The 14,343-nt window shown below is 70.9% G+C and carries 10 protein-coding genes; 7 read left to right on the top strand and 3 right to left on the bottom strand.

Translation table 11 applies throughout. The features are described 5' to 3' along the window. Positions 1 to 94: 94 nt before the first annotated feature. A complete protein-coding gene (locus tag BCF44_RS31535; protein WP_170217844.1) occupies positions 95 to 1,747 on the top strand; it encodes a DUF2207 domain-containing protein in 1,653 nt (550 codons plus the stop codon). On the opposite strand, the gene BCF44_RS31530 is transcribed toward BCF44_RS31535, so the two are convergent. Continuing rightward, complete coding sequence (locus tag BCF44_RS31530; protein ID WP_116178043.1) at positions 1,689 to 3,119, bottom strand: M1 family metallopeptidase; 1,431 nt, start codon at positions 3,117 to 3,119, stop codon at positions 1,689 to 1,691. The genes BCF44_RS31535 and BCF44_RS31530 overlap by 59 nt on opposite strands. 102 nt (positions 3,120 to 3,221) lie before the next feature. Between BCF44_RS31530 and BCF44_RS31525 the strand changes: the two genes are divergently transcribed. The 4 genes from BCF44_RS31525 (at position 3,222) to BCF44_RS31510 (ending at position 10,505) form a co-directional block, all read left to right on the top strand. After that, positions 3,222 to 4,505, top strand: a complete 1,284-nt coding sequence (locus BCF44_RS31525) for a M16 family metallopeptidase (protein WP_116178042.1) — start codon at positions 3,222 to 3,224, stop codon at positions 4,503 to 4,505. After that, entirely contained in the window at positions 4,502 to 5,872 is a 1,371-nt protein-coding gene (locus BCF44_RS31520) for a M16 family metallopeptidase (RefSeq protein WP_116178041.1), read from the top strand. The genes BCF44_RS31525 and BCF44_RS31520 overlap by 4 nt, the downstream gene beginning before the upstream one ends. After that, the gene (gene nudC, locus BCF44_RS31515) at positions 5,869 to 6,837 is read left to right on the top strand and encodes an NAD(+) diphosphatase (RefSeq protein WP_246015778.1); all 969 of its coding nucleotides are present in this window, start codon (positions 5,869 to 5,871) and stop codon (positions 6,835 to 6,837) included. Before BCF44_RS31520 ends, nudC begins: the two co-directional genes overlap by 4 nt. A gap of 371 nt (positions 6,838 to 7,208) precedes the next feature. After that, positions 7,209 to 10,505, top strand: a complete 3,297-nt coding sequence (locus BCF44_RS31510) for a S8 family serine peptidase (protein WP_116178040.1) — start codon at positions 7,209 to 7,211, stop codon at positions 10,503 to 10,505. 125 nt (positions 10,506 to 10,630) lie between these two features. Here BCF44_RS31510 and BCF44_RS31505 read toward each other — a convergent pair whose 3' ends face one another. Together BCF44_RS31505 and BCF44_RS31500 are read right to left on the bottom strand one after the other, a co-directional pair. Continuing rightward, entirely contained in the window at positions 10,631 to 12,034 is a 1,404-nt protein-coding gene (locus BCF44_RS31505) for a M14 family zinc carboxypeptidase (protein WP_116178039.1), read from the bottom strand. Between the two features lie 80 nt (positions 12,035 to 12,114). Next, entirely contained in the window at positions 12,115 to 13,173 is a 1,059-nt protein-coding gene (locus BCF44_RS31500; RefSeq protein WP_116178038.1) for a potassium channel family protein, read from the bottom strand. Between the two features lie 167 nt (positions 13,174 to 13,340). Here BCF44_RS31500 and BCF44_RS31495 point away from each other — a divergent pair, with 167 nt between their 5' ends. Further along, the gene (locus BCF44_RS31495; RefSeq protein ID WP_116178037.1) at positions 13,341 to 13,709 is read left to right on the top strand and encodes a DoxX family protein; all 369 of its coding nucleotides are present in this window, start codon (positions 13,341 to 13,343) and stop codon (positions 13,707 to 13,709) included. A 72-nt stretch (positions 13,710 to 13,781) separates the two neighbouring features. After that, positions 13,782 to 14,336: a hypothetical protein gene (locus BCF44_RS31490; RefSeq protein ID WP_116178036.1), complete on the top strand. Its 555-nt coding sequence runs from the start codon at positions 13,782 to 13,784 to the stop codon at positions 14,334 to 14,336. Positions 14,337 to 14,343 lie beyond the last annotated feature (7 nt).

The following is a 14,343-nucleotide window of genomic DNA, read 5'->3' as shown; positions in this document are numbered from 1 at the left end:
GACGCCCTCTGCTTTGCGGGCGGCACTGGTCAACCGTCGCCCCCTTGGTGGATACCGCCGCAAGGATAGGCGCGCTGCACTATTGTCCGCTCCCGTGTTCTCCAACTGGGGGCTGGCCGTGGCCACGCTCACGTTCTCCGCAGGCGCAGTGTTCGCACCGCATGCCGCCGCGCCGTCCGACGGCGTGCAGACGCAGATCGCGCTGAAGGTCGAGCGGGACGGCAAGCTCACGGTGAGCGAGCAGATCACCGTGCCGGCCGGGAAGTCCGCGAATCGGACGGCTCCGCTGCGGCTGGTGTCCGGTCCGGACACCGAGCGTGTGTTCACCGTGACGGGCGCGAAGGTGTCCGGCAACGGCAGCGCCTCGGCGGACGACCAGAACCTCACGGTGCACGTGGGCGCGGGCACCTCGACCATCAGCTACGTGGTCGACGGCGCCGTCGCGGACCAGGGCGAACTGGAGGACGTGCGCTGGCAGGTGGCCAGCGGCTGGGACGTGACGATCGACCGGCTCACGGTGTCGGTGGTGACGCCGGCAGAGCCGCAGTCCATCACGTGTCTGGCCGGTGACCCCGATTCGACGACGGCGTGCAACCTGTCGCAGATCGGCGAGGGCGGCGTGCCGACCGCCGAGCAGGACAAGCTCGGCGCGGGGCAGCGCGTGGACTTCGCGGTGGGGCTCCCGCGCGGCTCGGTGCCGGTGAACGAGCGCGTGGAGTCGACCAACACGCTGGGGTCCGCGTTCGCGTTGACCCCCCAGACGGGCATCGGCCTGGTGGCGTTGGTCGTGCTGCTGCTGGCCGGTCTCGGCCTGCTCTGGTACGCGCGAGGCCGCGACGCGAAGGCGCTCGCCGGTGACGTCGGTCCGGTGGAGGTGCTGGCGAAGGACGCGCAGGGACACGTGGCGTTCGCCTCCCCCGACGGTGTGCTGCCGGGTCAGGTCGGCACCGTCATCGACGAGCACGTGGACGTCGTCGACGTGACGGCGACGGTCATCGACCTCGCGGTGCGCAACTACCTGTGGATCGACGAGGTGCCGGGCGGCGACGGCGTCGTCGACTGGCGCATCGTGCGCCGTAATGCCGCCGACGACGCGCTGACGGCGTACGAGAAGGCGGTGTACGCGTCGCTGCTCCGTGACGCCGACCAGGTGCAGCTGTCGCAGCTGCGCGGCAAGGGCGTGGATCTCGCGGCGGCGCGCGCGGCGCTGTACTCGGACGTCGTGGCCAAGGAGTGGTTCGCGCGGCGCCCCGACACCGAGCGCAGCCGCTGGTGGTGGGGCGGCGTGGGCATCGTGGCGCTCGGCATCGTGCTCACGGTGGTGCTGGCGCTGACCATCGGGCACGCGCTGCTCGGACTCGCGGTGGTCATAGCCGGCGCGGCGCTCGCCGCCGGCTCCCGCTCCATGCCGGCGCGCACGCGTCGGGGCAGTGCGCTGTTGCAGCAGGTGCGCGGTTTGTTGACGTACCTGACAACCGTGTCACCCACTGACATCCCGGACGGCGACCGGGAGATGGTGTTCTCCCGGTCGCTGCCCTACGCGGTGGTGCTGGGCCAGACCGAGCGGTGGCTGACCACGTTCCGCGGCCTCGACCCGGACGCCGACGGCACGCCCGGCCTGTACTGGTTCGGCGAGACCGAGCACGCCCGCAACTTGGACCGGTTCGCCAGCCGCTTCCCGGCGTTCCTCAGCTCCCTGGACGGGGTGCTGGCGCAGAGTGGGCACCTGCGGTCGCTGAAGTCGTAGCCGTCCAGTCCGGGTGGCCGGGCATCGGCGGCGTGGTGCTGCCGTACAGCCAGTCGTGCAGGAACGGGCCGAGGTCCTGGCCGCTCACCTGAGTCGCCACCCGGATGAAGTCGGCGCTGGTGGCCGAGCCGTCACGGTAGCGGTCCAGGTAGGTGTCGATGATGCGGCGGAACACCTGGTCGCCGACCTTCTCGTGCAGCGCGTAGACGACCAGAGCGCCCTCGCCCCGGCCGAGCCCGAACACGAGGTCGGGACGGACCGGATTCGCCGGCGCGAGGCCGTTGGCCCGCACCTCGGGATCCAGCACCTCGTAGGACCACTTGAGCGAGTCCGCGAGCGGCTGGCCGCCGTGCTCGGCGGTGTAGACGTGGTCGAAGTAGCTGGCGAAGCCCTCGCTGAGCCAGATGTCGTTCCAGTCGGCGATGCCGGCGGAGTCGCCGAACCACTGGTGCGCGAGTTCGTGCACGACCACGTAGCCGTTCTCCGGCTTGGTCAGCGCGCTCGCCTCGAACACGGGCAGGGTCTGCGTCTCCAGGGCGTCCGTCTGCATGGGCCGGTTCGCGGCGCCGAGGAGGCCGACCGTCTCGAACGGGAAGGGGCGGCCGATGTGCTGCTGGAGCCAGTCCAGGTAGCTGGGCAGCTGGTCCAGCACCGGCTTGGCGGCCGCCGGATCCGGCACGGCGCTGCGCAGCGGGAGGCCGTTCGGACCGGTTCCCGTGACGAGGGCGTACTTGCCGACGGCGAGCTGCGCCAGCTGCGTCGCGAGCGGATGCGCCGACGTGTAGGTGAAAGTGGATGCGGATTTTGTGTCATGTCGCGCAACTAATGCGCCATTCGCTACCGCCGTCCATCCGGTTGGGACGGTCACGTGGTACGTGAAGTACGCCTTGTCGTTCACGGCGTCGTTGCAGGGGAAGAAGAGGTGCGCGCGGTCCGGCTGCCCGAACCACGCGAAGCCGCCGTCGGGATCGTTGCTCCAGCCGGCCGTGGGATCCACGACGGAGGGCACCCGGGCGGCGCGGTCGGCGGTGAAGTCGACGGTGACGGTGAACGGGCCCCAGATCGCGGTCGCCGGATCGACGACCAGCTTCTCCTTGTCGAGGTGGAACGCCGCCGGGCGGCCGTCGACCTGCACCTTGGCGACGGCGCCGCCGGCGTAGTCGAGCTTGAACTCGGACAGCCGGCGAGCGGCGACGGCGGTGATCCGCACGGTGCCGGGTAGCAGCGTGGTCGCCGGATCGACGTCATAGGTGAGGTCGTAGGCGGCGACCTGGTAGCCGTCGTTGCCCAGATCGGGCAGCAGTGGGGCGGGGTTGGATGTGACCGCGGACACAGCGAGCGCGGTGGCCGCGGCCAGGCTTGACAAGCTCATGCGGCGACAATCGCCAGTTCAGCCGTAGGCGGACATCGCGCCAGGGGTTGATCAGCTGCCTACGACCCTGGGCTGACCTCGCGACGTCGTAGTCTCTGTGTCATGGCCGCTCCGGAACTGCACAGGTTCACTCTCCCCAACGGCCTGCGCGTGGTGCTCGCCCCCGACCGCACAGCCCCGGTGGTCGGCGTGAGCGTGCACTACGACGTGGGCTTCCGCTCCGAGCCCGAGGGCCGGACCGGGTTCGCGCACCTCTTCGAGCACCTCATGTTCCAGGGCAGCGAGAGCCTGGAGAAGCTGGCGCACTTCCGGCACGTGCAGTCCTCCGGCGGCACATTCAACGGGTCCACGCACCCGGACTACACCGACTACTTCGAGACGCTGCCGTCGGCGGCGCTGGAGCGGGCGCTGTTCCTGGAGGCGGACCGGATGCGGGCGCCCCGCATCACCCAGGAGAACCTGAACAACCAGATCGACGTGGTCAAGGAGGAGATCCGGCTGCGGGTGCTGAACACGCCGTACGGCGGGTTCCCGTGGATCTGGCTGCCTCCGGTGCTCTACTCGACGTTCCCCAACGCGCACAACGGCTACGGCGACTTCACCGAGCTGGAGCAGGCCAACCTGGACGACTGCGCGCAGTTCTTCGACACCTACTACGCACCGGGCAACGCGGTGCTGACGGTGGCCGGCGACTTCGCCCTGGAGCAGGCGACCGAGCTGGTGAACAAGCACTTCGGCGACGTGCCGACGCGGCCGACGCCGGTGCGACCCTCGTTCGCCGAGCCGTGGCCACAGGGCGAGCAGCGCGCCGTGCACGAGGACCCGCACGCGCCGCTGCCGGCGCTCGCGGTGGGCTACCGGCTGCCGGACCCGGGCACGGACCTCGACGGCTACCTGGCCAACGTGGTGCTCTCGGCGGTGCTGTCCGACGGCGACGCCTCGCGGTTGCAGCAGCGCATGGTGCACCGCGAGCCGCTGGTCACCGACATCTCGGTGAGCGCGGGCCTGTTCGGGCCGCTCGACGCGCGTGACCCCGACACGTTCACGGTGACCGCCATGCACTCCCCCGAGGTCTCCGAGGACCGGCTGCTCGGCGTGCTCGACGACGAGCTGGAGAAGCTCGCCGCGACCGGGCCGCAGGAGGACGAGCTGGCGCGGGTGGCCGCGCGGTGGGCCGCGGCGATGCACCGCGACCACGACCGCATCACCTCGCGCACGCTGTCGTTCGGCGCGTCGGAACTGCTGCACGGCCGCGCCGAACTCGCCTCGGAGCTGCCGGAGCGGATCCGCGCCGTCACCACGGACCAGGTGGCGGCCGCCGCCAAGGCCCTGCGGCCGGATTCCCGGGCCGTGCTCGTCGTTCCCGCCGCCGGAGGCAACCAGTGACTACCACCAGCTACCGCACAGCCGAGCAGATCGGCCACACCGAGCAGGGGCCGCGCCCGCTGCCGGCGCTCGGCGTGCAGACGGCGGCCAGCCAGCCGTCCCTTGTGGACACCGTGCTGCCCAACGGGCTGCGGGTCATCGCGGTGCGCAAGGAATCCGTGCCGATGGTGGAGCTGCGGCTGCGCATCCCCTTCGCCGGCATGGACCGGCTGCACGCGGCGCGCGCGGAGGTGCTGGCCAACGTCCTGCTCACCGGCACCGAGCGCCGTGACCGCGCGCAGTTCGACACCGACCTCGCGGCCGTGGGCGGCGACCTGTCGTCCGTGGTCGACCCGGAGCGGCTCAGCATCGGCGGCAGCGCGCTGGCCAGCGGCATGGACGTGCTGCTCGACGTGCTCGCGGACGCCCTGACCGGCGCGGTGTACCGGGACGAGGAGGTGGCCCGAGAGTCGGAGCGCCTCGTCGAGCGCATCACCATGGCGCGGTCGCAGCCGAGCGTCATCGCCCGCGAGGCGCTTCAGAAGCACCGCTACGGCGACCACCCGTTCACCAAGGAGATGCCGGAGGCCGCCGAGATCGGCGAGGTGACGCCGGAGCAGGTGCGTGCGCTGCACAAGGCGGCCGTGCTGCCGCGCGGTGCGCTGCTGGTGCTCGTCGGCGACATCGACCCGGACGGCGCCGTGGCGGCCGTGGGCGGCGCGCTGGCCGGCTGGCAGTCCGACGCGAGCGCGGTGTCGCTGCCGAAGCTGCCGGACCTGACGCCCGGCGATGTGCGGCTGGTGCACCGGGCCGGCGCCGTGCAGTCGCAGATCCGGCTGTCCGCGCAGGCGCTGCCGCGCACCGACCCCGGCTACGCCGCGCTTCAGGTGGCGAACCTGGTGTTCGGCGGGTACTTCTCCTCGCGGCTGGTGGAGAACATCCGTGAGGACAAGGGCTACACCTACGGCGCGCACTCGTACTTCGAGTTCACCAAGGACAACGCGACCGTGCTGGTCGAGGCCGACACGGCCAGCGGCGTGACGCCCGCGGCGTTCTGGGAGACCCGCTATGAGCTGGGCCGGCTGGTGCTGTCGCCGCCGAGCGAGTCCGAAGTGGACAACGCGCGGCAGTACGCGATCGGCTCGCTGCTCACCTCGACCTCGTCGCAGGCGGGGCTGTGCGCGACGCTGGTGGCGCTCGGCGCGGTCGGCCTGTCCTACGAGTGGCTGCGGGACCAGCCGATGCGGATCGCCGACGTGACCGCCGAGCAGGTGGCGGAGGCGGCGGAGAAGCACTTCGCGCCGTCGAGGTTCACCGGCATCGTGGTCGGCGACGCCGACGTTCTCGCGCCGCAGTTCCGGGCCATCGGCGGTGTGGTGCTGCCGTGAGCACCTGCACCACCTCGGCCGGGTTCCAGCTCGACGAGCTGCCGGCGCTGTCCCGGACCGCGGTGCCCCGCAACGATCTGCTGCGGGACAACGCGGAGGAGCTGGTGCGGCTGTGGCCGTCGGCGCGGCTGCTGCCGGTCGACCGCCGTGGCCGCGCGCCGATGGGGCGTGACGGCGACGTGCCCGTGCTGGAATTCCGGTCCACCGCCCCGCTCGGACCGGTGCCGCCCGCCGGGGCCGTGCTGCTCGGTGAACAGGACGGCCTGTGCTACTGGGCCGTACGCGCCGAGCCGGACGGTCCGGTGCAGGAGGGCATGGGCTGGGACGCGGTGCTGCCCGACACCGACGAGCCGGTGTGGCAGGACCTGCGGCTGGCCGGCGGTTTGCTCAGCGACGAGCACGCCGGTTTGCTGACGACCGCCGTCGCCGTGCTGAGCTGGCACGACAACGCCGGTTTCTGCGCCAAGTGCGGGTCGCGGACCGAGTCGAAGCGGGCCGGGTGGGCGACGCACTGCACCGGGTGCGGACGTGAGGAGTACCCGCGTACGGATCCGGCCGTGATCTGCCTCGTGCACGACGGCGGCGACCAGGTGTTGCTGGCGCGGCAGCCGATCTGGCCGCCGGACCGGTACTCGGTGCTGGCCGGCTTCGTCGAGGGCGGCGAATCGCTCGAGGCTTGTGTGGTGCGGGAGATCTGCGAGGAAGTCGGCATCACCGTCGAGTCCGTGCACTATCTCGGCAGCCAGCCGTGGCCGTTCCCGCGGTCGCTCATGGTGGGCTTCGCCGCCATCGGCGATCCGACGCTCCCGCTGGTACCCGCCGAGGGTGAGATCGAGAACGCCCGGTGGGTGCACCGCGACGAGATTCGCGCCGCACTCGCCGCCGGCGGCACCGGTCCCGGGCTGATCCTCCCCGGCGTCACCTCGATCGCGCGCCGCATGCTGGAGTCCTGGGCCAAGGGTTGAGTTTCGCTGGTCGAGCGGCCGGTCCCCAGCGTGGGGCCGGCCGCTCGTCCGCGTCTCGGGCGGTCCACAGTGGAGACGCGGTTCGGCATGGGGGCCGACCGGTCGCCGCTGCCGTGCAGATCGTTGCCGAGACGCGGCTCGGCGTGGAGGGTCAACCCTTCAGCTGGGATGTGCCATCCCTTGTGGAGTCGGCGTTCGGTGTCGTCCTGAGTTGTGAGCCGTTCGGCTGTGTCGCGCGGGTCCGTTGCGGAACTGTGGTCTGGTGGGCGGCTGTTCCCGACTTTCGTCGGTTGTCCGGGCTTTGCCCGCCGCAAAGAGTGGCAGGGCACGGGGGATCCCGGGTCTTCCATCGAAGTTCGGAGTAGTCGCACATGCGTTTAAGACCACTGGCCGCGCTCGCGGTCGGCGCACTGGTGCTTGCGCCGGTCGTGCCGGCGGCGGTGTCTGCCGCGCCCGCCGATCTGAGCGAGGGCGCCAAGCAGTCGGTGATCGTCGTTCTCAAGGACCAGCACCCGGACGCGCCGGTCACCAAGGGGGACACAGATCACCGGAAGGCGCTGACCCAGTCCGACCAGCAGCCGCTGGTGGACCAGGCGAAGCAGACCGGCGCGGAGAACGTCAAGCAGTTCAGCGTGGTCAACGGCTTCGCCGCGAAGGTGACCGGCGCGGAGCAGCAGCATCTCGCCAGTGATCCGCGTGTGCAGGCGGTGTACCCGGATTTGTCGGTGCGCAAGGCGGAATCGCCAACCACCGCCGACCAGGCGCCGGCCGCGACGACGTCCCGAGCCGCGTGCCCGATCGACCCGGGCAAGCCGCTGCTGGAGCCGGAGGCGCTCCAGACCACGCACGTCGCCTACGACAACCCGAGCACACCTCAGGCCGCGAGCCTGGCCACCGGCAAGGGCGTCAAGGTCGCCTACATCGCCGACGGCGTAGACATCGACAACCCGGACTTCAAGCGGGCCGACGGCAGCCGGGTGTTCAGCGACTACAAGGACTTCAGCGGCGAGGGCGTGGCGGCGCCTGGCGCGGACGCTGAGGCGTTCGGCGACGCGAGCGCGATCGCCGCGCAGGGCCGGCAGACCTACGACCTGGCCGACTTCACCAACGCCGCCTCGCAGCTGCCGGCGGGCTGTACAATCCGGATCCGCGGTGTCGCGCCGGATGCGTCGCTGGTGGGGCTGAAGGCGATCGCCTCCAACGGTTTCGGCACCACATCGGCCATCGTGCAGGCCGTCGACTACGCGGTGAACGTCGACAAGGTCGACGTCATCAACGAGTCGCTGGGCAGCAACCCGTACCCGGACAACAACACCGACCCGTGGTCGGTGGCCAACCGGGCGGCCATCGCCGCGGGCGTCACCATCGTGGCCAGCTCCGGCGACTCCGGCATCAACGGCACGATCGGCAACGTGGCCAGCGACCCGGCGATCATCGCCGCTGGCGCGTCGACGACGTATCGCATCTACAGCGAGCTGTACTCGGCGCTGCCGGGCTTCAGCGGCAAGTGGGCCAGCGACAACGTCTCCGCGATCAGCTCGGGCGGCGTGACCGAACGCGGCCGCGTGGTCAACCTGATCGCCCCGGGCGACGAGGGCTGGGCGCTGTGCACGCCGAATCCGAAGATCTACATCGACTGCACTAACGCCAAGGGCCAGGGCTCGCCGGTACAGGCGTTCGGCGGCACCAGCATGTCCTCGCCGCTGATCGCCGGCGCGGCCGCGCTGGTGATCGAGGCGTACGAACGCACCCATCACGGCGTGCGGCCGGCGCCGCAGCTGGTGAAGCAGCTGCTGACCAGCACCGCGACCGACAACCTGGACCCGTCCGACCGGCAGGGCGCCGGCCTGCTCAACGCCTACGAGGCGGTGCGCGCGGCGCTGTCGGTCAAGGACGGCAACGGTTCGCCGGCGGCGCAGGGTGACAACCTGGTCGTGAACCAGACTCAGATCCTTGCCGAGGGCAACCCGGGTCAGCCGCAGGCCAAGGACCTGACGGTGACCAACACCGGCGCGGACACCCAGACCGTCAGCGCGCACAACCGGACATTGACCCAGCAGGTCTCCGACGAGCACACCAGCGTCACCCTCGACGGCACCTCGACCACGGCCCCGACCTGGGTCAGCGGCTACGGCTCGAAGTACGTCTACACAACCAAGACGTTCACCGTGCCGGCGGGCGCCGACCACCTGGACGCCTCCTTCGCCTACCCACACTCCGGGCCCCGCATCGTGCAGATGTTCCTGCTCGACCCGACCGGCACGCTCACCGGTTTCTCACTCGCCCAGGGCCTGGCCGGTTTCGGCCACATCGACGTGCACTCGCCGAAGGCCGGCAACTGGACCGCGCTCATCGAGGTCCGGGCGGCGCCCGACAGCGTCAAGGGCGTCATCCCGCTGGAGTTCGCGACGAGCAAGTACGTCACCGTCGGCGGTGTCTTCCCGTCCTCGCTGACTTTGAAGCCGGGCCAGAGCGGCACCTTCCACGTGCTGGTGTCCAACCCCGGCAACCCCGGCGACCTGGCCGCGGCGGTGCAGCTCAACGGTTCCAAGGGCAGGCAGCTCGCGGTGCCGGTGGTGCTGCGGACCAAGCTGCCCAGCTGGGGCGGCTCCTTCACCGGCACGCTGACCGGCGGCAACGGCCGCCCCGGCGGTCCGGCGCAGACCAACGTGTACCGGTTCGACGTGGCCCGCGGGCAGCGCGACCTCGGCATCGACCTCACCCTGGCCGGCGACCCGAACCAGGTGATCAACGGCTACCTGGTGAGCCCGGACGGCCAGCTGCTGAGCGCGCAGAACAACGTGGTGTCGGTGGACGCCAAGAACAACGCGACCGGCTACGGCCGCTCCGTGCAGGTCTACCGGCGCGACCCGGCGCCGGGCGAGTGGACCTTCGTCGTCGCGGCGGCCAACCCGGTCGCCGGCACGGCCACCTCGCAGAAGTTCAGCGGTTCGCTGCGCTACAACGTGGTCGACGCGCGGGTCGGCAACTTGCCGCACACGCTGCCGGCCGGCAAGCCGACCACGATCCAGCTCCAGGTGCGCAACACCGGCAAGGCGGCGCTGTCCTACTTCGTCGACGGCCGCTCGACCACGTCCGACGACCTCCAGGTGCTGCCGCTCAACCAGGCGGCGAACGTCCCGCTGCCGCAGTTCACCGCCACGCAGTTCACCGTCCCGACGGAGACGACCGGCCTGACCGCGGCGGCGTCGTCGAGTGAGCCGATCGACCTGGACCTGTCGACCTACGTCGGCCTGCCCGAGGTGCTCAAGCGGTCCGGCGCCGGCAACGTGGCGATCGCCTCGCTGACCTCGCCGCAGATGACGCCGGGCGTGTGGCTGGCCCAGCTCAACCAGATCGGGCCGTTCCAGGACCCGAGCAAGGCGAACACCGCCAACATCGGACTCGTCGCGCACACGCAGCTGTTCGACGCCGCGGTCACCTCGTCCACGGGTGACGCGTGGCTCGGCACGGTGCAGGCCAACGCGCCGGCCGTGACGCCGCTGGTGTTGCAGCCGGGTCAGAGCGGCACGATCAGCGTGACCATCACGCCGACCGCGCCGAAGGGCGCCAAGGTCTCCGGGTTCCTCTACCTGGACGACTACAACCAGTTCGCGACCGCGGGCGACTCGCTCAAGGCGTTCCCGTACAGCTACACGGTCGGGTGACGCCCGGCGCGGGTGACTCTTACCTGCCGCTGGGGCTCAAGTAGGCGCCACCCGCGCCACTTGTCAGCCAACGAAGAAGGGGCGGAGGCCAGGTCGGCTTCCGCCCCTTCTTCCCGCCGGTTGGTTCAGTGGTTCTGGTACGGGGCCGCCGCCTGCTGCGCGGCGTAGACCAGCGCCGGCTGCATCTTGGGCCAGAAGAAGCTGGCCTGGCACGAGTAGTTCGGCAGGAAGCCGCTGCACCCGCGGTTGGCGTTGTCGCCGACCTCGATGGTGAAGCTGGCGACGCCGAGCTTGTCGTAGGACCAGTCGTCGGTGCTGCCGGACGCGTTGTACAGCACCTGGCCGGCCTGGCCGTACGGGTAGCCGGTGATCGAGCCGAGCTGCTTGCCGATGGCCCGCAGCGAGGCGTCGTTGCCGGTGTGCACGGACGAGCTGTAGTCCCAGGGGAAGATGACCACGCTGCCGTCGCTGTGCATCGTCATCATGATGCCCTTGGTGTCGGCCGGGGCCGGGTCGGTGACGCCGGTGCCGGTGCGGCGTGCCGGCCACAGGTTGCGGAACAGGCCCTCCAGCGAGGTGTTCTCGATCTCCGAGTCGGCCGACGGTCCCTTGTAGACCTCGTTGCACGGGTCGGTCGACGTGCTCGCGCCGCCGAAGTGCGTGTTGTAGTTGCGGTTGAGGTCCACGCCGATCTGGCCGCCGAAGCCGCAGTTGCTGCCGTGGCTGTTGTCGGCGTTCTTGCGCTGGAGGTTGGGCGAGTTGCCGCCCTGCTGCACGATGTCCACGCCGTCGGGGTTGGCGATCGGCACCACCCACATCTCGGTGGAGTTCAGCAGCGCGGTGATCGTGCTGTTGCTGCCATAGTTGCTCACCAGGTAGTCGATCCAGCGGTAGGCGACGTCACCGGTGGTGATCTCGCGGGCGTGGATCTGCGCCATCAGGAAGAACCGGGGCTTGGCCGAGTTCGGGTTGAGCGCGCAGTCGCCGGCCTGCTTCTTGGTGATGCAGATGCCCTTGAGGTCGTAGCCGGCCTTGCCCTTGGACTTCAGCCAGGACTGGCCGTAGGTGAACGAGGTGGCCAGGTCGGGGTGCTGCTGGGCGACCTGGTCCATGTGCGCGTACTGGGCGTTGACCGTGTGGTAGCCGCCGTAGTACGTCTCGCCGGCGTCGGCCGCGGTCGGCGCGTTGGTCGTGCGCGGCTTGGGCGGCGCCCAGCTCGGCGGGTTCATCACGGTCTCGGTGCTGGCGGTGAAGCCGGCCTGCCGCAGCCGGTCGCCCTCGGCGGCGGTGCCGAGCACGAACAGGTCGTTGCCGTCGCGTTCCTCCATCACGTCGAAGCCGTACGAGAACAGTTTCTCCGCGCTGGCCTGCGCGCCGGAGACCCGGTACACGAAGGTGGCCTGCGCGGCCTGGGTGCTCTCGGTCGCGGCCACCGTGGTCGTGGTGGCGGCCTGGGGCAGCAGCAGAACGGCCGCGGCGGCGATGGCCGCCGCGACACCGCCGATGGGCAGGGGCAGACGCCGTGCCATGTGTCCTCCCGCAGGGTGAGGGGGTCAGCACGGACCGTAGCGCCGGGTCAGGACCGGCATAACCCTGCGAAGGGCGGGAATCAGGCGGGCGTGACCTTCTTGACATACAGCAGCCGGTCGCCGGTCTCGATGGCGTCGGCCTCGGGGGCGTCGACCCGGTAGAGCGTGCCGTTGCGGACCACGCCCAGCACGATGTCGGACAGGTGCCGCGGCGAGCCGCCGACCTCGCCGTCCTCCACCTCGCGCTCGGCGATGGCCAGGCCGACGTCCGGGGTGAGCAGGTCCTCGACCATGGCGACGACGCTCGGCGTGCTGGTGGCCATGCCCAGCAGCCGGCCGGCCGTCTCGCTGGACACCACGACCTGGTCGGCGCCGGACTGGCGGAGCAGGTGCTCGTTCTCGGCCTCGCGCACCGACACCACGAGGTGCGCCTTGGGCGCCAGCTCGCGGGCGGTGAGCGTGACGAGCACGGCGGTGTCGTCGCGGTTGGTGGCGATGACCACCGCACGGGCCTTCGGCACGCCGGCAACGCGCAGCACGTCGGAGCGGGTGCCGGAGCCGGTGACGGTGACCAGGCCGCGGGCCGAGGCGGCCTCCAGCGCCGGCTTGGTCATGTCCACCACGACGATCTGGCCGGGCTCGACGCCCTCGCCGAGCAGGGTGGCGACCGCGGCGCGGCCCTTGGTGCCGTACCCGACGACGACCACGTGGTCGCGCACCTTCGACCTCCAGCGTTGGATCTTGAACGACTGCCGGGAGCGCTCGGTGAGCACCTCGAGCGTGGTGCCGATCAGCACGATGAGGAACAGCACCCGCAGCGGGGTGATGACCAGGATGTTCACCAGCCGGGCGGCCTCGGTGACCGGCACGATGTCGCCGTAGCCGGTGGCCGTCAGCGAGACCAGCGCGTAGTAGACGCAGTCGATCAGGCTCAGGCCGTGGCCGGCGACGCCGTTGCTGTCCCGGTAGCCGCCGCGGTCGGCGTAGACGATGACCACGGTGACCACCAGCGCCAGCAGCGCGAACAGCACGCGGCGGGTGATCGTCCGGACCGGGCTGCCGCCGTTGGCCGGCATCCGCACCACGCCGACCAGGGCGTGTCCGGGGCGGCCCGCGAGGCCGTCGCCGCTGCTGCTCATGCTGCCGGAGGGTAACGGTCGGCCCACCCGGTGATCACCTCCCCCGCTTAGGTAAGTTTTCAACCGATCATGGTCACGTCGTGGTAACTTCCCCACCACATCCCGTTCGACCTGCTGGGACCCGCATCACCTCGCCGGGAGGGGACCCGTCGTGTCACGCTCGGTCCATGACCACAGCCCGTCCGGCGCTCGCGCTGTCCGCCCTGTTGGCCGTAGCGTGCGTGACCCACTTCGCCTACCCGAAGCCGTACGACCGGATCGTGCCGACGACGCTGCCGGGCAGCGCCCGGACCTGGACGTATGTGTCCGGCGTGGCCGAGCTGGCGGTCGCCGCGGCGGTGGCGACGCCCCGCACCCGGCGGCTCGGCGGGCTGGCCGCGGCGGCCCTGTTCGCGGCCGTCTTCCCGGCGAACGTGAAGATGGCGGTGGACGCCTGGAACCGGTCCCGAACCGAGAGGTTGGCCACTGTCGCGCGGCTTCCGCTCCAGGTTCCATTGGTGGTCTGGGCGCTGCGGGTGAGCCGTTCGGCCGCCTGAGCCGTATGTTTCCTGCAATTGGCCATCTGCAAGACCCTGTCGCCCCGGCGGCCCTGACCATAGGATGATCGCGTGCAGTCGCGAACCCAGCACGCTGTGTCCGCCCTCGGGTGGCACGGCACGGTGATCTCGGATGTGGCCGTCCTCGGTCAGCGAGTGTCGGCCGTGGTTCGGCTGCGCGCGGACGTGCACCAGTGGCGCACCGCCAACGGCTGGCCGCCGGCGCCGGATCCGTCCTGGTTCCACTCCTGGTTCGAGCCCGCCTTCCACGACGTGGTGCCGGTGTCGGCGATCGACCTGGTCGGCATCCTGGTCACCGAGGCCGGCGTCGAGCAGGCGCTGGAGTCCTGCGGCACACTGATGACCCTCGCGCCGTGCGCCGTGCTGGTGCCCGAGAGCGCCGACTACGACCCGTGGCCGCTGATCGAGCTGGACTACTACGGCGTCGGCCTGGTGCGCGCCGGCGACGACGGCCCGGCGCGGGTCGAGGTCGCGCCGGAGGACCGGGCCAGCGAGTTCGGGCCGTCGCCGTTCAGCCGGTGGCTGCTCGAGGTGCTGTACGCGCACGTCACCGCGCCGGGCGCGGTCCTGCTCCAGCACTGGGACGGCGCCGACCAGCACCCGTGAACAGTCG

Origin of the sequence: Kutzneria buriramensis (genome assembly GCF_003387475.1) — a bacterium.
GTDB lineage: Bacteria > Actinomycetota > Actinomycetes > Mycobacteriales > Pseudonocardiaceae > Kutzneria > Kutzneria buriramensis.
This window is presented reverse-complemented; position numbering and strand designations above follow the sequence as displayed.